Here is a 21,322-nt window from a genome sequence, read left to right as displayed (position 1 = left end):
GGGCGGCCTCACCAGTTCTTGGTCGGGCCGCCCCCGCCGTCGTCTCCCTCGTCGCCGGAGCCCCAGGTGTCGCGGTCTTCCTGCTGCTCCTGGTCGGCCGTCTCGGCGGCCTGCTGGTTGGACTCCTCGAGCTGCTGCTGACGCTCGGCCTCCGCCTGGTCCGGCGCTGTCGGCTCGGGGCTGGGGGCCGGCTCCTCGTGGTCGGGCTGCGACTGCTCCGCCGCGTCCGCCTTCCCGGCGACGCGCTGCTCCGCCTCCTCGGCACTCTGCTCCTCGGACGAGGACCGGTCGGCCTGCCCGCAGTCCGGCCAGGCTTGGACGTTCTCGGCATGCCGGTACGACCCCTCCGCGTACTCGTACCAGGTCTGCACCTCGTCCCGGAGCTCGTCGGGGTCGAGCTCGTCCCCGGAGTCGCCGTACGGGTCGATGGCCTCCTCGTCGTACGGCTCGCCGGCCTCGCGCGCGGCCAGCGCCTCCTCGAGCGCAGCGAGCTCGGCGGCGTGCTCGGCGGCGCGGGCGCTCTCGTCGTCGCCCATGAGCTCGTAGGCGAGGGCCAGGTTCGTCTGGATCAGGCACCGCACCTCGGGCGTCTCGCCCTCGGCCAGGCGGTACGCCTCGTGCAGCGTGTCGACCGCGTCGTAGGGGGACGAGGAGCCGCCCGCGGCGACGTCCGCGGCCCGCGCGGTCCCCGCGTCGAAGTGGGCCTTCCACGGCTGGACGACGTTGACGTTCTCCAGCCCTTCGTACTTCTCGGCGGCGGCCTCGAACCGGCCGGCGTCGTAGTCCTCGCGCGCCCCGGCGGTGATCGGGGCGAGCGTCGTCAGCCGAACGCCGAACACCAGCGCGGTCACGGCCAGCGGCACCGCCACGACCAGCAGCAGCGTCCGCGTCTGCCTCCTCTTCGTCATGGCCTCGCCCTCCTCCCTGACCCGCGCTCGCGCGCCTCGACGACCACGAACGCCCACGCCTCCCACGCGAGCAGCGCCGCGAGGACGAGCGCGAGGGGCCACACGACCGGCCGGTAGGTGGTGACGGTGCGGCGCCCGTCGGCGGCGACCTGATCGGGGTCGAGGTCCGCGACCAGGTGGGTCAGGTCGGACGGTTCGGCGCGGTACTCGTACGGCACCCCGAGCTGCTCCGCGAGCCCCCGCAGGACGCCCTCGTCGATGCGCGACAGCCCGGGCTCGCCCGTCTCCGGGTCCTCCAGGTACGCGGCCTCCTCGGGCGGCACGTCCGGGTCGTACTCCTTCATCTGCCCACCCTCGGGCGTGCCGTACCCGAGCACAGCCCCGCCGTCGACCAGCGGCTCGAGTGCCGCGAACGAGCGGGGCGTGCCGGATGCGGTCTGCTCGCCGTCGGACAGGAAGAAGACGAGCCGCAGGCTGGCCGGGTGCTGCTCGGCCGAGCCCTCGAGGGCGGCCGTCAGCTCCGCGAGCGGCCGGTCGGTGAGGGAGCCCTGCGAGTACAGCGAGATCTCGCGGCGGAACGTCTGCGCCCACGCGCCGATCGCGCGTGCGTCCGCGGTGAGCGGGAGCTGGCGGGCGGCCTGCGAGTCGAACGTGATGACCGAGTAGCGCGCGCCCGGGACCGCCTCGGTGAGCGCCTGGACGTCGTGCCGGACGCCGTCGAGCCGCTCCTGGTCGCGCCCGGCCCCGTAGTCCTCTGCGGCCATCGAGCCCGTGCGGTCCACCACGAAGAACACGTCCACCACGGTCACGGAGCGGTCCGTCGTCGTCTCGGGGACGGACGGACCCAGGCCGGCGGCCAGCAGGACGGCGCACAGCGCCAGCCGCCGGACCCAGCCCCAGCGGCCGGCGGCATCGCCGGCCCGGGCAGCGAGCACGCCGCTCAGGGCGACCAGCGCCGCGACCGCGACGAGCACGTACCAGGGGGCGAGGGGCTGGAAGGTCATGAGCGCACCCGCCAGGCCGCGAGGACGAGGACCGCCACGCCGAGCGCCGCGACGAGGAACCAGCCCGCGGGCCGGTCCGTGACGATCACCTCGGGCGACGCGTCGAGCGCGACGGCCTGCTGCGCCACGACGTCGTCCACCATGCCGTTCACCAGCGCCGGGTCGTCCGTACGGAAGTACAGGCCGTCGCCGGCCTGGACGACGTCGCGATACTCCTGCTCCTCGACGCCGCCCCAGTACTCCCGCCCGCCGCCGAAGATCCCGTACAGCGTGATGCCGCGGTCCGCGACGAGCGTCGCCGCCTCGGGCAGCGTGTAGATCGGCTCGCCCGAGACGTAGTTGTCGGTCGCGAGCACGATCGAGCGCGACCGCTCCGACTCCGCCTCGTCGAAGAGCAGCGCGCACGACGCCAGGCCGTCGCCGATGAGGCTCGCCGCGTCCTCGTTGGCCCACGTCCCGGCCGTGAACTGCAGGTAGTCGAGGACCTCGTCGCGGTCGTCCGGGTCCTCGGGGTCGATCTCGTCGAAGTCCTCCAGGGCGTGGGCCCCGCGCTGCAGCTCCGCCTGCACCAGCGTGTAGTCGTCCGTCAGCGGGAAGACCGTGCGGGAGGTGGAGTTGAACACCGACAGCGCGATGCGCTCGCCCTGGAAGCTGTCGACCATCCGCTGGAAGATCCCCAGGATGGCGCCGTCGTAGTCCGTCATCGAGCCCGACACGTCCAGGCACAGCACGATGTCCCGCGTCCCCAGGCGCTCGGTGACGACCTCGACGTCGGCCGGGCGGGCGGCGAGGGCGCCCGCCGCCAGGGTCGCCGCGAGCAGGCCCACGGCCAGGGCCGCGCGCCACACGCGGTACTTCAGGAGCCACTTCCGGAACGCAGGGACGCGGGCCAGGTAGGCGGAGTTGGCCACCCAGGTGGTCCTGTCTGCCCGACGGCGGCGCGCGAACCAGGCCGCCGCCGCCCCCGCGGCGACGACCGCCAGGCCGGCGAGCACCCACAGCCACGGCCACACCGTCGTCGTCACCACTCGCGCACCGCCTCCCGTGCCTGGTGCACCGAGGTGCGCGCACGAAGGCCGAAGGCGTCCCGGTTGTGGGGATCGGCGAACTCGGGCGCGTAGCAGCGGGTGATGAGATCCGTGAGGCGGCGGGCGTCCTGCAGCTCCGCGATCTGGGTCAGCGTCAGGGTCTCGACGGGCCTGCCCAGGCGGGTCGCCGCGAACCGGCGCATCTCGCGCGCGAGCTCCTGGTGCAGGGCCCTGCTGTCGAGCTCGTCGCGCTCGTAGCGTCGCTCGATCTCGTCCAGGCGGGCCGTGTACTCCTTGCGCAGGGCGTCCCAGGGATCGGTGCGGCCCCGGCGCCCGGACGGGGCTGGAGCGTGGCGCTCCGCCTCCATCTCCTGCTTCGACCGGCGGGTGAACCACAGCGGGAGCACGACGAGGGCGACGGCCACCAGGAGCAGGGCCACGCCCAGCACCGTCCACCACCCCGAGTACCCCACCGGGGGCAGCAGCTCATCGCCGGGCACGCTTCTGCCTCCCCAGCAGCTCGACGAACCGGTGCACGACGTCGTCGGTGCCGTCCAGGACGGCGCCCTCGACCTGTTGCCGGCGGAGCACCTCGGCGACCTCCGCGCGGCGTCGCTCCACCTCGCGCCGCGCCTCGCGCGCGATCTGGGTGCGCCCCGCCAGGAACGGGGGGAGGACGAGGTCACCGTCGACGTCCGCGATCCGTCCCGAACCGGGCGCCGCGAACGGCGAGACGTCCGCCACGGCGAGGACCATCAGCTCGTGCCGCACGCGCAGCCGGCGCAGCAGCGGCTCGTGCTCGGGGGCGGGCCGCGCCTCGTCCGTCACGATCACCATGAGGGAGCGGCGGGTGAAGGCGTGCAGCGCCCGGTCCAGCGGGCGGGCGAGGTCGCTCCCGGGCAGGTCGCGCGGGTCGTCGGTCCACATCCGGTCGACAGTGCGCAGGAGAGTCTCCAGGTCGCTCGTCGAGGCCCGTGGCGGGAGCTGGACCAGGCGCTCGGCGTCGCCTGCGACGAGCGCCACCCGGTCGCCGCGGTCTCGGGCAAGGTACGCCACCAGGGCCGCGCAGAACGCCGCGACCTCGCGCTTCGGCTCGCCGCTGGGGGCGGTCGCCGACATCGTCCGGCCCGTGTCCACCACCAGGACGAGGTTGAGGTTGGACTCGCTGACGAACCGTCGCACCACCGGGATCCCCGCCCGGGCCGACGACTTCCAGTCGATGTCGCCCACGTCCTCACCGGGGGCGTACAGGTGCAGGTCGTCGAAGTCCTGACCGTGGCCCTTGTAGATCGACCGGTGCCGGCCCTCGAGCAGGCCGGTTGCGCGCCGCGCGACCGGGAGGTCGAGCCGGGCGCGGACCTGGGCGAGACGGGAGACGTCGTGCATGCGCTCAGGGGTCGGCGGGCGGGGTCAGGGCGCCGGGACGGCGTCGAAGACGGCGTCCACGAGCTGCTCGGGCGGCACGTTGTCCGCGAGGGCGTCGAAGGTGCGCACCAGCCGGTGCCGCAGCACCGCGTACCGCATGGCGCGGATGTCCTCCGGGATCACGAACCCCCGGCCCGACTGCACGGCCAGCGCCTGGCCCAGGCGCATCAGCGCGATGCCGCCGCGCGGCGAGGCGCCCACGCGCACGTGCCGACCCAGGTCGCGGACCGGGCGCGGTCCCGACATGCGGGTCGTGTTGATGATGTCCACCACGTACCGCTTCACGGAGTCGTCCACGTACACCTTGTCGACGAGCTCGCGCAGGAAGTGCACGTCGCCGAGGCTGATCGGCTCCGTCACCACGGGGCGTTCCATCTGGCCGCTCGCGACGCGGCGCAGGATCTCCAGCTCCTGGTCCGGCGTGGGGTACGTGATCACCTCCTTCATCAGGAAGCGGTCCATCTGGGCCTCGGGCAGCACGTAGGTGCCCTCCTCCTCGATGGGGTTCTGCGTGGCGAGGACCATGAACGGGTCCGGCAGGCGGTAGTTCACGCCGCCGATGGAGGTCTGCTTCTCCTGCATCGCCTCGAGCATCGCGCTCTGCGTCTTCGCCGAGGAGCGGTTGATCTCGTCCAGGAGGACGAGGTTCGCGTGCACCGGCCCGAGCTGGGTGCTGAACTCGCCCGACGCGTAGTTGAAGATCTGCGTGCCGACGATGTCGTTCGGCATGAGGTCCGGGGTGCACTGGATGCGCCGGAACTCGCCGCCCACCGCCGCGGCGAGCGTCTGCGCAGCGGTGGTCTTCGCCAGGCCGGGGACGCTCTCCAGCAGGACATGGCCGCCCGCGAGGAGGCAGCTCGTCAGGGCCGTCCGGAGTGCCTCCTGCCCGACGACCTTCTCGTCGAAGACCTGGGTGATGCGCTTGAGCAGCGCAGTCGCCCGGTCCAGGTCGGACGCGCTGATCTCGTTGTGCTCAGGCACCGGGCAACCCCCTGTGATCTGCGTCGCTGTCGGGGGACAAGTATGCCGGTGCGCGGGCCCGCTTCGCGCGCAGCCGCGCGCGTCGGCAGTGCCTGGACCGGCTGGTGCCCTGGAGTCCGCTCACTCTGGGTCGACAACGTACGCACAGGGTGAGCGGGCCCGAAAGGTGGACCGGCGAGCCGGAACAGGCCCGGCAGGTCGGTGGCCCGAAGCCGCGGTCATGTAGTAACGGTTGATGCTGTTCCATATCCGCAAGGACCTTTTCACCGTGAAAGATTGCGGTTCCCGTGGCGCTATCGGGCAGTGATCGACCCTCAGGTGTCGTTCTCGTTGCACGCCTGGGTGGACGAGTCGATGCAGATGCCCACTCAAGAACGCGTCGGGATGTATGTGCTCGCGGCAGCAATCGCCGACCCCGAAGAGTGCGAGCCGGTGCGGGACAGCCTCCGCGAGCTACTGAAGAAGAAGGGTGCTCGCTTCCACTGGCGCGACGAGTCCGCGCAGCGTCACCTCAAGATCGCCTCCGCGATCGGTGCCTACGACAAGGTCCATCTCGTGGTCGTCGGTGTCCCGATCGACCCCAGGCGTCAGGAGCGGGCGCGTCGTTTGTGCATGGAGCGGCTGCTGCACGAGCTGGAGAAGCTCGGTGTGACGAGAGTCTGGCTGGAGTCTCGGACAGAGTCCCTCAATCGCAGCGACATCCGCCTCGTCGACGCAGTGCGCAACAAGGGTCGCATCTCCCCAAGTACCCACGTCGACTTCGCCAACCCAACCGTCGAGCCCATGCTGTGGGTTCCTGATGCCGTTGCCGGGATCACCGCGCACGCTCGCGGCGGGCGAGCTCTCGACGTGCGGCTGGCGCTCGGGGACGGGGTCGAGGAGGTCAACATCGAACTGCTCTAGAAAACGCGAATGCCGGGATCCTGATCTCCATCAGGGTTCCCGGCTTCACTTCCTCTCCCCCAGCGGGGGCGGCAGCCACAATGCTACGCCGCGCTGGCCGAGGCTTCACCTCGTGGCACCTGCACGTCAGTCCTTGCGCTTCGCCATCTTCGCGAGCATGGCGTTGTACGCCTCCAGCTCGGCGTCGCCGTCGCGGTCGGCGGCTCGGTCCTGACGCTTGGCGTCGCGGGCGTCGGAGCGGGTCCAGGAGACCGCCACCCCGATCGCGAGGATGAGCATCGGCAGCTCCCCGATGCCCCACGCGACGGCGCCGCCGCGCTGCTGGTCCTCGATGGCGGAGGGCCCCCAGGGCCGGCCGAGCAGTCCGAACCACTCCGGCACCAGGAGCGCCGTGCCGGACGTGAGCGCGACGCCGAAGAACGCGTGGAAGGTCATCGTGGCGAACAGCAGCACGATCCGCAGGGGGTAGGACGGGCGTGACGGCCCGGGGTCGATGCCGACGAGCGCGTTCGCGAACAGGTACCCGACGAGCGTGAAGTGCATGATCATCCACACGTGCCAGGGGTAGGAGCGCAGGGACAGCTCGAACAGCGGCGTGTAGTAGAACGCGATCATGCCGCCCGCGAAGAGCACTGCCGCGACGATCGGGTGGGCGATCAGCCGGCCCCAGAGTGAGTGCACCAGCGCGAGGATCCACTCGCGCGGCCCGCGGGAGCCGTCGCGCCGGGCCGGGACGGCGCGCAGCAGGAGCGTGACCGGCGCGGCCAGCACGAGGAGCAGCGGCACGACCATGGCGAGCACCATGTGCTGCACCATGTGCGCGCTGAACAGGATGTGCCCGTAGACGGCCGCGCCGCCGTTCGTCGCCCAGAACAGCACGACGATCCCCAGGCACCACGACACGGTCCGGGACACGGGCCAGCGATCGCCGCGCCGGGCGAGGCGTACGGCCCACGTCACGTAGACGACGACCGCGGCGGCGCACCCGAACGCGAGGAGCAGGTCCCACTGGAACTCGGTGAACCAGCGGGCGACCGTCGGCTCGGCCGGCAGCGGGTGGCCGGTGACCTGCTGGGCGGCGCTCGCGTCGACGACGGGCACCTCGGGGATGGGCGCGGCGGTGGAGCCGAGCGCCACCGCGACCCCGGAAACTGCGCCCATGACGAGCAGCTCGACGGCGGCGAGCCGCCAGAACAGCCGTGGCACGCCGGCCGACGGCGGACGCGCGTCCACCTGCACCACGGCACCGGGGCGCGGGACGGCGTCGGGCAGCCGGCGCAGGACGGCGCGGCGGTGCACCCAGCCGAGCGCCCCGAGCACGACCAGGAGGGTGGCCTTGACGATCAGGAGCACGCCGTAGTCGGTGGTGAGGGCGTCGACCGAGCCCAGCCGGATCCAGGCGCTGACGAGGCCTGACAACGCGACGGCCGCGTAGCACCAGCCCGCGATCGCGGAGTAGCGGCGGATCGTGGTGGGCGCGGCGGCGTCTCGCAGGCCGAGGAGCGCGATCGCCGCGAGGCCGCCCACCCACAGGGCGGCGCCGCCGAGGTGCAGAAACATCGCGGAGATCGCCAGGTCGTGGCTGGAGGCCCCCGCGGCGTGGCCGGTGCCCGACTGCAGCGCGACGGCGACGAGCGCGATCCCCGCCGTCCACAGGGCGCCCACGGGACCGCGCACGGCGAGCGCGACGGCGGACGTGACCGCCGCGACCACGACCACGCCCAGGTACGCGCGGCCGACCTCGCCGTCCGTGACGAACGACCAGAACGTGCGGCCGAACACCGGGTCGCCGACCGGCACGAACGTGGACCACGAGGTGTGCAGGACGAGGTGAACGGTCGCCGCGACCGCCCAGACGCCCGACGTGACGCCCGCGATGCCGAGCCCCCGCTCCACCGCCCGGCCGGAGGGCAGCACGCACGCGGTGAGCACGAGGGCGCCCAGCGTGACGGCAGCCATGAGCTCCGTCACCACCGTCGCCATGGGCATGCCCCAGCGCACCCCGGCGCCCGGGTCGGTGAAGTAGGTGAAGGGGCGGAAGGCGCCCGAGAACGACCCGGCGGCGACGGCGGCGAGAAGCGCGACGGCGACCGTCGCGGGCGCGGCCCCGACGAGCCACCAGGGCCGGGCGGGCACGCCGGCGGGCGCCGCGTCGGGGCCGTCGCCCCTCGGTGCCGCCGGTCGCACGTCTGCTGTGGTCACCGATCCAGCCTAGGTGAGCGGCGGGCCTGCCCGGCAGGGGTCGGGCGTGGCGTTCGTCGCTTCCGGGATCCGGGCGGCGGTTGTCGCGCGGGTGAACGCAGGGACGCCGCCGGGTGACGAACCCGAACACCGCATGAACTCTGCGGGAAGGTGTTCGCGCGGTCGTCACGAGGGCTTGAGCCCCGACCTCGCGTCGTGCAGGGTCACGGCGTGAGCTCCAGGAAGCGCCCGCTGGTCGTCGTGCCCGGGCTGCCGCCGCGCGTCGACCTCGCCGTCGTCGGCGCGGGCATCGTCGGTCTGGCGCATGCCCTCGAGGCGGCGGCGCGCGGCCAGTCCGTGCTGGTGCTGGAGCGGGACGACCGCGCGGTGGGAGCGTCGGTCCGGAGCCTGGGCCACGCCGCCTTCACCACGCAGGACGGCCTTGCCCTCGCCTACGCCCTCGCGGCGCGGGAGCGCTGGCTGCGGCTCGGCCGGGAGGCCGGCTTCGAGGTCCGGGAGGCGGGGACCGTCGTCGTCGCGCGGGCCGAGGACGAGCTCGCAGTGCTCGACGACTTCGTGGCCCGCCGCGACGGCGACGCCCGGCTCCTTGACCGGGCGGGCGTCCTGGCCCTGGTTCCGGTCCGTCGTCAGGGCGTCGTGGGCGGCGCCTTCCTGCCGCTCGACGTCCGCGTGGACCAACGGGCGGCGATGGCGGCGATCGCGCGCCACGCCGCCACCCTTCCCGGGGTCACCGTCGAGACGGCCACCACGGTGCTCGGCTTCGAGGCGGGCAGCGGCGCCACCCTGGTCCGCACCACGCGGGGCGACGTGGCGGCGCGGAAGGTCGTGGTCGCTGTGGGGCACGACGTCGACCGGTTCTTCCCCGACACCGCCCGCGCGGCCGGCGTGCGGCGCACCCGGCTGCAGATGCTGTGCGTCACGCTGCGCGGCGGGGGACCCGACGCCCCCGCGATCGACCCCACCGTGCTGACCGGGACGGCGCTGCTGCACCACGCCGGCTTCGCGCCGAGCCCCGCCCTGGCGCGCGTCCGCGAGCGGCTCGCGAGCACCCGGCCGGAGCTGCTGGAGGCCGGCCTGAGCCTCACGCTGACGCAGCGCCCGGACGGCACGGTCACGCTCGGCGGCACGCAGGCCCACGCCACGACCCACGACCCCTTCCGGGACGAGGCGCTCGACGACCTGCTGCTCCGGGAGGCCACGGCGGTCCTCGGCGGCACGCTGCGCGTGGTCGAGCGGTGGACCGGAGTGCACGCGACGGCGTCGGACCCGTTCCTCGTCGCGGAGCCGATGCCGGGGGTCCGGGCGGTGGCGGTCACGTCGGGCGCCGGGCTGACGACGGCGCTGGGTCTGGCGCCGCGGGTTCTGGACGAGCTCCTCGCGAGGTAGGCCTGGGGAAAACCCGGCCGGGTCGTCAGCGGCCCATGATAGGACGGACCCGTGAACGCATCCTCCGAGCCGACCGGCACCCCGTTCCACGACCTCGACCGCTACGTCGCGATCCCTCGCCTGACCGGCCTGGTGCTCAGCACCGACGGCACGCGCCTCGCCGCGACCGTCCAGACCCTCGACCCCGAGCGGACGGGGTACACCACCGCGCTGTGGGAGGTCGACCCGGCGGGCGAGCAGCCCGCTCGGCGGCTCACCCGGTCGGCGAAGGGCGAGTCGTCCGCCGCCTTCACGCAGGGCGGAGACCTGCTGTTCACGTCCGCCCGGCCCGACCCGGACGCGGGCAGGAACGGTGACGACCCGAAGTCCGCGCTCTGGCTGCTCCCGGCCGGCGGCGGCGAGGCGCGGGTCGTCGCGACCGCGCCCGGCGGGATCTCGGGCCCGCTCGCCGCGCGCGACGCGGACGTGGTGAGCGTCGCGTCGAGCCTCCTGCCGACCGCGAAGGACCTCGAGCAGGACGAGGAGCTGCGCAAGAAGCGCAAGGACCACAAGGTCGCCGCGATCCTGCACTCCTCCTACCCGGTGCGGTACTGGGACCACGACCTCGGCCCGGACCAGGACCGCCGGTTCGCCGCCGACCTCGCCGGTCTGGCGGACGAGCCCGCTGCGCCGGTGCCCCCGGCGGAGGGCGAGAAGGAGTCGGCCGAGGAGCCGACGTCGGCCAGGCTGGACCTGCGCGACCTCACGGGCGCCGGGCGCGAGCTGCTCAACCACACCGCCAACCTGTCGCCGGACGGGTCGACGCTCGTGACCACCTGGGCCCTGATCGAAGGCACGGCGGTGCGCGAGACGCTCGTCGCCGTCGACACCGCGACGGGCGCGCGCCGCACCCTGGTGGACGACCCCGACGCGCACATCTCCTCGCCCGTCGTCTCGCCGGACGGGTCCTGGGTCGTCTATGTGACCGAGACCATCACCACGCCGACGACGGCGCAGGTGACGCGCCTCGGGCTCGTCGCCCTCGCGGGTGACGCGGAGCCCGTCGTCCTGGCGGACGACTGGGACCGGTGGCCGACGTCGGCGGCGTGGCTGCCCGACGGGTCGGGCCTGGTCGTCACGGCCGACGACGACGGCCGCGGGCCGGTGTTCCTCCTGACCTTCACGTCGGGCCTGCCCGGCGGCGAGGTGGCCGTCGAGAAGGTCACGTCGGACGCCGCGGTGTTCACGGACGTGAGCGTCGCGCCGGACGGGTCGGCGCTGTATGCGCTGCGGGCGTCGTACGCGGCCCCGGCCGAGCCGGTCCGGGTGGACCTCGCCGCCTTCCTCGCATCCGGCGAGGCAGGCGAGCGTGAGGCCGTGGCGGCGACGGCCCTGCGCTCTCCGGTGCCCGCCGCCGAGCTGCCTGGCGTGCTGCGCGAGGTGGAGACGCAGGCCTCGGACGGGTCGCGGGTCCGGGCCTGGCTCGCGCTGCCCTCGACCGCCTCGGCGGACGAGCCGGCGCCGCTGCTGCTGTGGATCCACGGCGGCCCGCTCGGCTCGTGGAACTCGTGGAGCTGGCGCTGGAACCCGTGGCTGATGGTCGCCGAGGGCTACGCCGTGCTGCTGCCCGACCCGGCCCTGTCGACCGGGTACGGGCAGGCGTTCGTGCAGCGTGGCTGGGGCGCCTGGGGTGCCGCGCCGTACACCGACCTCCTGGCGATCACCGACGCGGCCGAGGCGCTGCCGGAGATCGACGAGACCCGGACTGCGGCGATGGGCGGGTCGTTCGGCGGGTACATGGCCAACTGGGTGGCCGGGCACACGGACCGGTTCAGGGCGATCGTCACCCATGCGTCGCTGTGGGCGCTCGACCAGTTCGGCCCGACGACGGACGCGTCGTACTACTGGGCGCTCGAGATGACTCCCGAGATGGCGCACGAGAACACCCCGCACCGGTTCGTGGACCAGATCCGGACGCCGATGCTCGTGGTGCACGGCGACAAGGACTACCGGGTGCCCGTGGGCGAGGGCTTGCGGCTCTGGTACGAGCTGCTCTCCGCGTCCGGCCTGCCGGCCGGGCCGGACGGGGAGACGGTGCACCGCTTCCTGTACTTCCCGGACGAGAACCACTGGGTGCTCACGCCGCAGCACGCGAAGGTCTGGTACCAGGTGGTGCTCGCATTCCTCTCCGAGCACGTGCTCGGCAAGGAACGCGAGCTGCCGCCGATGCTCGGCTGAGCGTCGGCCTACCCCGCGGTGACCTGCCCGGTGGCCACGCGCCAGAGCTCGACGAGCTTGGCATCCGCCCGGCGGCGGGTGAAGTCGCTGGGGCCGGTGTACGTCGTCGACCGGTGCTCCAGGAACGCCGTGCGGTCGTGCTCGATCGCCCACATGAGGGCGGCTTGCACGTCCGCGCGGCTGATCCGCGTGCTCCGTGTCTCGTCCATCGTCGCGATCACAGGTCCTGCTCGCCGTTCTTCCACGGGGTCCTACCGGTCGGCAGGTCCCACTTCCGCTGGGACCGGACAGCCGGCCCGCAGGTACAGGAGGGGACGGCGGGTGATCTGTGACAACGCACCGTGCCTCAAGTTGCGCATCTCCCGAGATGGGATAAACGAGCGGAACGTATCGCGTCCCGCTCGCTCGGGATATCCCTCTATGGGATGACTTTCCCCCGCGAAACGGCGTGTCGCCGCGGGCGCGCCTCTCGTGTCGTGTCAGTGCGGTCGGCGAGGATCGACGCATGGAACGCTACGAGGCCCAGAAGTTGAAGGAGCAGCTCGCCGGCTTCGCGCGGGAGCTGGCGGAGCGGCACGGCGTCGTGGTGCCCCAGGCCCAGGCCCAGGCTCCCCAGACCGGGCCCGCCGTCTCCGCGGCCGAGGTGGTGCGCGCTCCGACGCTCGCCATCGGGCTCGCCCCGCAGCCGGGCGGGGGATACGGGATCGCCGTCCGCTACCGGCTGGGCGTGCCGCGGGCGCGCAGCATCGTGCGGCGCGTCGAGGCGGAGGCAGGCCCGGCGGTCGACGTCCGGCGGACCGGGCGCATCCGGCCGATCGCCGACCTCGGGCCGCGACCGCCGGCCCCGGCGGCGCAGTCGGCAGGGGAGACGGGCCGCGTGCGCCCGCTACGGCCGGGGGTGTCCATCGGGCACGTCGACGTCACGGCGGGCACGCTCGGGGCGTTCGTCACGCGACGCGGCCTGACGGGACCGGCGCTCTACGCGCTGTCGAACTACCACGTGCTCGCGGGGTCGCCGGAGGCCCGGCCGGGCGACGTCGTCCTCCAGCCCGGCCCGGCGGACGGCGGCGACTACCCGGAAGATCGCGTCGGCGCCCTGTCCGAGGTGGTGCGGCTCGACCCTGACGAGGCGTCGTGGACGGACGCCGCTCTCGCCCGGCTGGACGACGTCGCCGTCGAGTACGAGTACCCGGTGGGCCGCGTCACGAAGACGGCGCGGGCGATGGGCGGCGAGCTGGTGGAGAAGGTGGGCCGCACCACCGCCCTGACGCGCGGACGGGTCACCGCGATCGAGCTGGACGACGTCATCGTGGGGTACGAGGACCTCGGCGCCCTGAGCTTCGACGACCAGATCGAGATCGAGGGCCTCGGCGGCGAGCCCTTCTCCCGCGGGGGTGACTCCGGGGCGCTCGTCTACCGGGAGGACGGCGTCGCGCTCGGGCTGCTCTTCGCCGGTTCCGAGACCGGCGGCAGGGCGGGCAAGGGCCTCACGTATGCGAACCCGATCGACGCGGTGCTCGAGGTCCTGGGCATCGAGCTGGCCGGGGAGACCGCCTCGGCGCGCCGCTGACGGGCGTGTCGGCGCGCCCGGCACGCCGCTCCAGGCGTGTCGCGGGCCCGCCCCGGACCCGATGCGGGGCCTGACCTGCGTAGGTATGCCGGGATCCGCCCGAACGTGCGCTGTGCGCCCCTGAACTCCGGTGGGGTCTGGACACGAGGAGCACAATGGATGTCCAGGAGGTGATCGCATGGCAACACTCGATGAGGCGCGGGCAGCCAAGGAACAGCTGCGGAAGGCCGTCTCGGGTCTCGGTGGGGTGGTCGGCGTCGGGGTGGCACCCGAGTTCACGACCCCGCTCGGCCACGGCCGCGTCCTCGAGTACCCGGCACGCAGCATGGTGATCGCCGAGGTGTCCGAACCCGGTCGCTCACGCGGGCGCCACACCTCACGGGTGGAGGTGCTCGCCGACGAGGTCTCGGTGGACCAGGTCGCGGGAGACGCCGACGGCTGGGTCCTGCAGGTCAACGTGACCGACCCGAGCGTGGTCGCCGAGGTCCCGGAAGAGATCGACGACGTGGCGGTCCGCGTCCGCGTCGTCGGGAAGGTCCGCGCAGGCTGACGCCCGAGGCACGACCGCCGACCAGGACCCTGGTTGCGGTTTAGGCCGCCTTTCCGCAACCAGGGTCCTGGTCGGCGGACTCCGCCGGCGCCCGGGGGACAATAGCCGGGTGACCAGCCGCATCACCTCTTCCCGCCTGCCCCGTGTCCGCGCCTCCGAGCTCGTCGGACGTGGCTGGCTCAACACCGGCGGCCGCCCCGTCGCCCTCGCCGACCTGCGCGGCAAGGTGGTCGTGCTGGACTTCTGGACCTTCTGCTGCATCAACTGCCTGCACGTCCTCGACGAGCTGCGCGAGATCGAGGAGCAGCACCGCGACGTCCTGGTCATCGTCGGCGTGCACTCGCCCAAGTTCGAGCACGAGGCGGACCCGGTGGCGCTCGCCGCCGCCGTCGAGCGGTACGAGGTGCACCACCCCGTCCTCGACGACCCTGAGCTCGTCACCTGGTCCGCGTACACCGCTCGCGCCTGGCCGACGCTCGTGGTCATCGACCCCGAGGGCTACGTCGTCGCGCAGATGGCCGGCGAGGGGCACGGGTCGGCTCTCGCCGCGCTCGTCGCTGAGCTGATCGCGGAGCACGACGCCAAAGGCACCCTGCACCGGGGCGACGGCCCGTACGTGGCGCCCGCGTCGACGTCGGGCACCCTGCGCTTCCCCGCCAAGGCCATCGCGCTGCCCTCCGGCAACCTGCTCGTCGCCGACGCCGGTCATCACTCCCTCGCCGAGCTCGCCCCCGACGGGGAGACGCTGGTGCGCCGCATCGGGTCGGGAGAGCGCGGGCTCGTGGACGGGCCGGCGGACGAGGCGCGGTTCTCGGAGCCGAACGGGTTGTGCCTCGTGCCCGCCGACGCGGCGGAGCGCCTCGGGTACGACGTCGTCGTCGCCGACACGGTCAACCACGCGCTGCGCGGCGTCCGGCTGTCCGACGGCGTCGTCGTCACCCTCGCGGGGACGGGTCAGCAGTTCATGGTGGGCGGCCAGGAGAACGTGCTGCGCTCGGGCCACATCGACGACAACCCCGTGGTACCCGGCGCTCGGCTCGTCCCGGAAGTCAGCGGTCCTGCCATGCCGTTCGACACCGCGGACGACTATCCCGCGCGCATCGTGCGGCTCTCCTCGCCGTGGGACATCGAATGGTCGCCCGAGCTCGGAGCTTTCGTCGTGGCCATGGCCGGCAACCACACGCTGTGGGCGTTCGATCCCGTCGTCCGCGACCGGCACGGTAGCGTCCGCCTCCTTGCCGGGACCATGAACGAGGGCCTGGAGGACGGCCCGGGGACGACTGCTTGGTTCGCGCAGCCCTCGGGCCTCGCCCGCGCGGCGGACGGCACGATCTGGCTCGCCGACTCGGAGACTTCCGCGCTCCGCCGCATCGATGTGCCGGGAGGCGCGGACCTCTCCCAGGAGCTGGGTTCCGGCGAGCCGGGCACCGTGTTCGTACACACGGCGTCGTCGGCGGCCACAGTCACCATCCGCACGGCCGTCGGCCAAGGCTTGTTCGACTTCGGGCACCGTGACGGGGCCGCCGACGAGGCGCTGTTCCAGCATCCGCTGGGCGTGGCGGTGCTGCCCGACGGGTCGGTCGTCGTGGCCGACACGTACAACGGGGCGCTGCGCCGGTACGACCCGGAGCGGGGCGAGGTGACCACGCTGGCGAAGGGTCTGGCCGAGCCGTCCGACGTGCTCGTCGAGATCGACGGCGACCAGGTGCACCTGCTGGTCGTGGAGTCCGCCGCGCACCGCATCACGCGGGTCGCGCTCCCCGCGACGCTCGCGGGCGACGTGCTCGACGGCGAGGCTCGCCGCACCAAGCGTCCCGTCACCGACATCCCCGCGGGCGCCCTGCGGCTCGACGTGCCGTTCGTGCCCGCGCCGGGCCAGAAGCTCGACGACCGCTGGGGCCCGTCGACACAGCTCCAGGTCAGCGCGACCCCGCCGGAGCTGCTCCTCGTCGGCGCGGGCGGCGGCCCGGACCTGTTCCGGGACCTGGTGATCAACCCGGAGGTCGGCGAGGGGGTGCTGCACGTGACGGCGAAGGCGGCGTCGTGCGACGTCGTCCCGCTGGGGCCGGACGGCGAACCCGACCCCGACGTGTTCCCCGCCTGCCACCTGGCCCAGCAGGACTGGGGCGTCCCCGTCCGCGTGGTCCCGGCGGCCGCGGAGGAGACGCTGACGCTGCCGCTGCGCGGCTGACTCAGCGCAGCCGGAACAGCGGGTCGCCCGCAGCCACGTCGGCGCCGGGCCGCGCGATCGGCTCGAGCTCGCCCGGTCCGAGATCCAGGGCGACGACGGGGACGAGGGGCGAGCGACCGCCGTCGGACACCTCGGCCGGGGACCAGGTCACGAGGACCTGCCCCGCGGCGACGGCGTCGCCCTCGGCGACGTGGAGCCTGAACCCTGCCCCGCGGAGCTGCACCGTGTCGATGCCGAGGTGCACGAGGACCCCGCGCCCGCCGGCGACGGCGGCCGTCCCCGGAGCGGCGGGCGGGCCACCCGCGGCGAGCACGAAGGCGTGCGCGTGCAGCTTGACCACCACCCCGGCGCAGGGAGCGACCACGTCGCGTCCCCGCTCGGGGTCGGGCGAGACGGCGAGGCCCGGCCCCACGAGGCTCTCGGCGAACACCGGGTCGGGGACGTCGCGCATCGCGACGACACGCCCCGCGACCGGGGAGAGGACGGTGAGCGCCTCGGCCATGGGCTCATCGTCGCAGGGATCTTCTGGCTTCCGCCAACCCTGATCTGCCTGGACCCTCGCGGGAGGCACGCGTCAGGGATCTTCTGGCTTCCGCCAACCCTGATCTGCCCGGACCCTCGCCGCGCCCGCGCCAACGTGTTACGTTCCAACGCGCGCACTCGACGACGAGCCCACGGGAGCCGCCGCATGTCCACCCAGACCGAGACCGGTGTCCCCGCGAGCCCGGGACGGGTCGTCGGGAATGTCGTCAGGATGCCGCCGCCCGTCCCCGAGCCGCCCACCACGCGGCTCGAGTCCGGGACGGTGGACGCGGCGGCCGCCGCCGTCGAGCGGGCCGCCGCGCAGGTCCGGGACGCCCTGACCGAGCGCGCGGCCGCAGCGACAGGTACCGCGGCCGACATCCTCGCCGTGACGGCCGCGATGGCCGCCGACCCGACGCTCGCCGCGGACGCGGCCCGCCGCGTCCGCGAGGACCGCCTGACGCCGGAGCGCGCGGTGTGGGACGCCGCGGGCGCGGTCGCTGCGAGCCTGGAGGCGCTCGGCGGGCCGATGGCGGAGCGGGCGCGCGACGTGCGCGACGTGCGCGACCGGATCGTCGCCGCCCTGACGGGGGCCACGCCGCCCGGCGTGCCGGACCCGGGCCACCCGTTCGTGCTGGTGGCGACCGACCTTGCCCCCGCGGACACGGCCACCCTGGACCCGGACACGATCCTCGCGGTGGTCACGGCCAGGGGTGGCCCCACGTCGCACACGGCGATCATCGCGCGGGCACTCGGCATCCCGGCGGTGGTGGCGCTGCCGGGTGCGGCGAACCTCGCCGCGGGCGAGACCGTCCTGGTGGACGGCGACGCGGGCACGGTGACGCGGTCGCCTTCGGAGGCGGAGGTGGAGGGCACCCGGCGTCGCAAGGCTCCCGAGCGCGCCTTCAGCGGGCTCGGGGTCACCCGGGACGGCATCGAGGTCGAGCTGCTCGCGAACGTCGCCGACCCGGCCGGAGCCGTGGCGGCCGCCGACGCCGGCGCGCGCGGCGTGGGGCTGTTCCGTACCGAGTTCTGTTTCCTGGGCCGGGGCCAGGAACCGACCGTCGACGAGCAGGTCCGGCAGTACCGGGCGGTGCTCGCCAGGTTCCCGGGGCGCCGCGTCGTCGTCCGGACCCTCGACGCGGGCGCCGACAAGCCGCTGCGCTTCGTGACCCCGGACCACGAGGACAACCCGGCGCTCGGCGTGCGGGGGTTGCGCACCGCTGTCGCGCACCCGGACGTCCTGGACCGCCAGCTCGCCGCGATCGCGACGGCGGCCACGGCGGAGTCGGCCGAGGTGTGGGTGATGGCGCCGATGGTCTCGACGGTGGACGAGACGCGGTCCTTCGTCGAGGCGTGCGCCGCCCACGGGCTGCCGAAGGCGGGCGTCATGATCGAGACGCCCGCTGCCGCGATCCAGTCCCGCTGGATCCTCGCGGAGGCCTCCTTCGCGAGCCTCGGCACGAACGACCTCACCCAGTACACGATGGCCGCCGACCGCGACCTGGCGGGGGTGGCGGCCCTGTCGACCCCGTGGCAGCCGGCGGTGCTGGAGCTCGTCCGGGTGGCGTGCGCCGGCGGTGCTGTGCACGGCCGTCCGGTGGGCGTGTGCGGCGAGGCTGCCGCCGACCCCTGGCTCGCGCCGGTGCTCGTCGGTCTCGGGGTCACGTCGCTGTCCATGACCCCGCGGGCCCTTGCCGAGGTCGCAGGGGTCCTGGCGACCGTCACGTTCGACGAGTGCGCCGAGCTGGCACGACTGGCCCTGGACCAGCCCACTGCCCACGAGGCCCGCGAGTCCGTGCGCGCACGGATCGTCAATCTCTAGGCCACGAACCTGTCACTTCAGCCCTTTAAGGTGGCTTCATGACCGAGACGAGCCGGACCGGCCAGCCAGACGTGCACGTCACCCTCTCGACTGCCTCCGTCTACCCGCGCCGGGCGCCGTTCGCGTTCGAGTCCGCAGCCGAGCTGGGCTACGACGGCGTCGAGGTCATGGTCTGGTCCGACGAGGCCACGCAGAGCGCGCTCACACTGGCCCGTCTGTCGGCCGAGACGGGGATGCCGGTGCGGTCGATCCACGCGCCCACGCTGCTCGTCAGCCAGCGCGTGTGGGGCCGGTCGCCGGCTCCCAAGCTGCGCCGGGCGGCCGACATGGCGCTCGAGCTCGGCGCCTCCACCGTCGTGGTCCACCCGCCGTTCCGCTGGCAGTACAAGTACGCGCGCCTGTTCCAGGAGCAGGTGCGGGAGCTGACCGAGGACACGGGCGTCACGATCGCCGTCGAGAACATGTACCCGTGGCGGGGTGCGCGGCGCGAGCTGCAGGCCTACCTGCCGGGCTGGGACCCCGCCGAGCACAACTACGACGCCGTCACCCTCGACCTGTCGCACGCGAGCGTGGCCCAGCAGGACGGCCTGGCGCTCGTCGAGACGTTCGGCGACCGGCTCCGCCACCTGCACCTCGCGGACGGCACGGGCAGCGCCCGCGACGAGCACCTGGTGCCCGGCCGGGGCCAGATGCAGGCCGAGAAGGTGCTGCAGGAGCTGGTGCGCCGGGGCTGGAGCGGCGACGTCTGCGTCGAGATCTCGACGCGGAGCGCCCGCACCGCCGACGAGCGGCAGGCGGACCTGGCCGCGGCCCTCGAGTTCGCCCGCACCTATCTCTCGCCCGCCCCGGGCGACCGAGGCACCCCGCCGGGCCACCTCCACCCGTCCACGACGCCCGGTAGCCTCCGGACCGGGTGAGATACGTCTCGAAAGGGTTCGATTCGCCCGTCCGCGCGGGTAGGCTTGCCCTCGGCCCGCAGAGGGCCGACTTCGCAAGGCAGGCCGCGGCGGACGCCGCAGGGACGAAGGGGGTGTGGCACGCAATGACTCGCAGCGAGCCCCCGAGTAGTCCCGGCCCATGCTGACGGCCACCTGACCTCACGCCACCCGAGGACCGACGCGACGACGACGCCGCGCCGGGTTGGCCGTACGCACCCTGCCGCGCCGTCGGCAGGCCAGGCCGTGCCCCAGTGCCCACCCGCACGCGCGACCCCGCGGAGCCCCTCATGGCTACCTTCCTGCCGTCCCGAAACTCCAAGCCGTTCCTCGGCCTGCGCCGCCGCCCCGGCGTGCCGGTCGTCCCCTTCGTGGCGCCCGACGACGCCCCGCTCGCACCGCACACCCGCCGCTCGTCAGTGGTCGCCGCCGCGATCTACCACGACGGGCGCCGCACCGGGTCGTTCACGCGTCTCGCCGAGGCCTTCCGCACGCTGCGGGAGCGGCCCGGAGGCATGGCGTGGATCGGGCTCGAGCGCCCGGACGAGACGGAGCTGATGACGCTCGCCCGCGAGTTCGACCTCCACCCCCTCGCCGTCGAGGACGCGATCCAGGCGCACCAGCGGCCCAAGATCGAGCGGTACGGCGACACGCTGTTCGTCGTGCTGCGCGCGGCCAAGTACCTGGACGCCGAGGAGCAGCTGGAGTTCGGCGAGCTGCACGTGTTCGTCGGGCCGGACTTCGTCGTGACCGTGCGGCACGGTGCCTCGCCGGACCTGGCGGGCGTGCGCGGCCGGCTCGAGCGGGAGCCCCAGATGCTCTCGCAGGGCCCGGAGGCGGTGCTGTACGCCATCCTCGACGCCGTCGTGGACGGGTACGCGCCCGTCGTGGCGGGCCTGGAGAACGACGTCGACGAGATCGAGTCCGAGGTCTTCGGCGGCGACCCCGAGGTGTCGCGGCGCATCTACGAGCTGTCGCGCGAGGTCGTGGACTTCCAGCGGGCCGTGCGGCCGCTCCAGGGCGTGTGCGCGTCGCTGGCGAAGGGTGCCGCGAAGTACGGCGTCGACGAGGAGCTGCAGGCGTACCTGCGTGACGTGGCCGACCACCTGACGGAGGCGGGCGAGCGCATCGAGTCCTACCGGGCGGCGCTGCGGGACATCCTCACGGTGAACGCGACCCTCGTCGCCCAGCGGCAGAACGAGGAGATGAAGCACCTCTCGGAGGTGAGCATCCAGCAGGGCGAGGAGGTCAAGAAGATCTCGGGCTGGGCGGCCATCCTGTTCGCGCCCACGCTCGTCGGGACCGTCTACGGCATGAACTTCGACACCATGCCCGAGCTGCACACGCAGTACGGGTATCCGGCCGCGCTGGTCGCGATGCTGGGCGTGAGCGTGGGCCTGTTCCGCATCTTCCGCTGGAAGCGCTGGATCTGACGGGTCGGGTGGGCCGGTACAGGCGTCCGGCTCAGGCGGCGTTGTCGGCCGCCTGAGCCTGCGGTTCCGCTACGGGCGAGTGCCTCGTTCCTCGGCCCTCACCCTGCGCTGCACCTCCGGCTCAGGCGGCGTTGTCGGCCGCCTGAGCCTGCGGTTCCGCTACGGGCGAGTGCCTCGTTCCTCGGCCCTCACCCTGCGCTGCACCTCCGGCTCAGGCGGCGTTGTCGGCCGCCTGAGCCTGC

Annotated in this window: 18 protein-coding genes; 9 read left to right on the top strand and 9 right to left on the bottom strand. The window is 73.6% G+C overall.

All coding sequences use genetic code 11. The features are described 5' to 3' along the window. Positions 1-8: 8 nt before the first annotated feature. The 6 genes from L1785_RS04765 to L1785_RS04740 are packed head-to-tail and all read right to left on the bottom strand — an operon-like array spanning position 9 to position 5,346. Positions 9-908, bottom strand: a complete 900-nt coding sequence (locus L1785_RS04765; RefSeq protein WP_236088061.1) for a hypothetical protein — start codon at positions 906-908, stop codon at positions 9-11. Continuing rightward, positions 905-1,912 carry a VWA domain-containing protein gene (locus L1785_RS04760; protein WP_236088060.1) on the bottom strand — a complete coding sequence of 336 codons (1,008 nt, stop codon included), beginning with the start codon at positions 1,910-1,912 and terminating at the stop codon, positions 905-907. The genes L1785_RS04765 and L1785_RS04760 overlap by 4 nt, the downstream gene beginning before the upstream one ends. Beyond that, positions 1,909-2,937, bottom strand: a complete 1,029-nt coding sequence (locus L1785_RS04755) for a vWA domain-containing protein (RefSeq protein ID WP_236088059.1) — start codon at positions 2,935-2,937, stop codon at positions 1,909-1,911. The genes L1785_RS04760 and L1785_RS04755 overlap by 4 nt, the downstream gene beginning before the upstream one ends. After that, entirely contained in the window at positions 2,934-3,440 is a 507-nt protein-coding gene (locus tag L1785_RS04750) for a hypothetical protein (protein ID WP_236088058.1), read from the bottom strand. Before L1785_RS04750 ends, L1785_RS04755 begins: the two co-directional genes overlap by 4 nt. Continuing rightward, positions 3,427-4,326: a DUF58 domain-containing protein gene (locus L1785_RS04745; RefSeq protein ID WP_236088057.1), complete on the bottom strand. Its 900-nt coding sequence runs from the start codon at positions 4,324-4,326 to the stop codon at positions 3,427-3,429. The genes L1785_RS04750 and L1785_RS04745 overlap by 14 nt, the downstream gene beginning before the upstream one ends. Positions 4,327-4,350: 24 nt before the next feature. Beyond that, positions 4,351-5,346 (bottom strand): AAA family ATPase, encoded by a 996-nt coding sequence (locus L1785_RS04740; RefSeq protein WP_236088056.1) that lies wholly within the window; start codon positions 5,344-5,346, stop codon positions 4,351-4,353. A gap of 303 nt (positions 5,347-5,649) precedes the next feature. Between L1785_RS04740 and L1785_RS04735 the strand changes: the two genes are divergently transcribed. Next, positions 5,650-6,249, top strand: a complete 600-nt coding sequence (locus L1785_RS04735; RefSeq protein WP_236088055.1) for a hypothetical protein — start codon at positions 5,650-5,652, stop codon at positions 6,247-6,249. A 126-nt stretch (positions 6,250-6,375) separates the two neighbouring features. Here L1785_RS04735 and L1785_RS04730 read toward each other — a convergent pair whose 3' ends face one another. Then, entirely contained in the window at positions 6,376-8,451 is a 2,076-nt protein-coding gene (locus L1785_RS04730) for a bifunctional copper resistance protein CopD/cytochrome c oxidase assembly protein (protein WP_236088054.1), read from the bottom strand. 210 nt (positions 8,452-8,661) lie between these two features. Between L1785_RS04730 and L1785_RS04725 the strand changes: the two genes are divergently transcribed. Further along, positions 8,662-9,837, top strand: coding sequence for a TIGR03364 family FAD-dependent oxidoreductase (locus L1785_RS04725; protein WP_236088053.1), 1,176 nt, complete (start codon positions 8,662-8,664; stop codon positions 9,835-9,837). Positions 9,838-9,888: 51 nt separating this feature from the next. Then, entirely contained in the window at positions 9,889-12,054 is a 2,166-nt protein-coding gene (locus L1785_RS04720; protein WP_236088052.1) for a S9 family peptidase, read from the top strand. Between the two features lie 8 nt (positions 12,055-12,062). Here L1785_RS04720 and L1785_RS04715 read toward each other — a convergent pair whose 3' ends face one another. Then, positions 12,063-12,263 (bottom strand): hypothetical protein, encoded by a 201-nt coding sequence (locus L1785_RS04715; RefSeq protein WP_236088051.1) that lies wholly within the window; start codon positions 12,261-12,263, stop codon positions 12,063-12,065. 296 nt (positions 12,264-12,559) lie between these two features. On the opposite strand from L1785_RS04715, the gene L1785_RS04710 reads away from it, so the two are divergent. The 3 genes from L1785_RS04710 (at position 12,560) to L1785_RS04700 (ending at position 16,365) form a co-directional block, all read left to right on the top strand. Then, the gene (locus tag L1785_RS04710; protein ID WP_236088050.1) at positions 12,560-13,624 is read left to right on the top strand and encodes a chymotrypsin family serine protease; all 1,065 of its coding nucleotides are present in this window, start codon (positions 12,560-12,562) and stop codon (positions 13,622-13,624) included. A gap of 178 nt (positions 13,625-13,802) precedes the next feature. Beyond that, positions 13,803-14,174, top strand: coding sequence for a hypothetical protein (locus tag L1785_RS04705; RefSeq protein WP_236088049.1), 372 nt, complete (start codon positions 13,803-13,805; stop codon positions 14,172-14,174). 109 nt (positions 14,175-14,283) lie between these two features. Next, positions 14,284-16,365 (top strand): NHL domain-containing thioredoxin family protein, encoded by a 2,082-nt coding sequence (locus tag L1785_RS04700; RefSeq protein WP_236088047.1) that lies wholly within the window; start codon positions 14,284-14,286, stop codon positions 16,363-16,365. Position 16,366: 1 nt separating this feature from the next. Here the strand turns inward: L1785_RS04700 and L1785_RS04695 are convergent, their stop codons facing one another. Continuing rightward, the gene (locus tag L1785_RS04695) at positions 16,367-16,867 is read right to left on the bottom strand and encodes a PTS sugar transporter subunit IIA (RefSeq protein WP_236088041.1); all 501 of its coding nucleotides are present in this window, start codon (positions 16,865-16,867) and stop codon (positions 16,367-16,369) included. Between the two features lie 186 nt (positions 16,868-17,053). On the opposite strand from L1785_RS04695, the gene ptsP reads away from it, so the two are divergent. The 3 genes from ptsP to L1785_RS04680 all read left to right on the top strand — a co-directional run bounded on the left by ptsP (position 17,054) and on the right by L1785_RS04680 (position 21,080). Next, a complete protein-coding gene (gene ptsP, locus L1785_RS04690) occupies positions 17,054-18,712 on the top strand; it encodes a phosphoenolpyruvate--protein phosphotransferase (RefSeq protein WP_236088039.1) in 1,659 nt (552 codons plus the stop codon). Positions 18,713-18,750: 38 nt separating this feature from the next. Next, complete coding sequence (locus L1785_RS04685; protein WP_236088038.1) at positions 18,751-19,629, top strand: sugar phosphate isomerase/epimerase family protein; 879 nt, start codon at positions 18,751-18,753, stop codon at positions 19,627-19,629. Positions 19,630-19,937: 308 nt separating this feature from the next. Next, on the top strand, positions 19,938-21,080 hold the full coding sequence (locus L1785_RS04680) for a magnesium and cobalt transport protein CorA (protein WP_236088036.1): 1,143 nt from the start codon (positions 19,938-19,940) through the stop codon (positions 21,078-21,080). Positions 21,081-21,322: the final 242 nt, after the last annotated feature.

It is taken from the genome of Antribacter soli (genome assembly GCF_021568775.1).
Taxonomy (GTDB): domain Bacteria; phylum Actinomycetota; class Actinomycetes; order Actinomycetales; family Cellulomonadaceae; genus Antribacter; species Antribacter soli.
The sequence above is the reverse complement of the archived record's forward strand: the minus strand, read 5'-3'. Positions and strand labels throughout refer to the sequence as shown.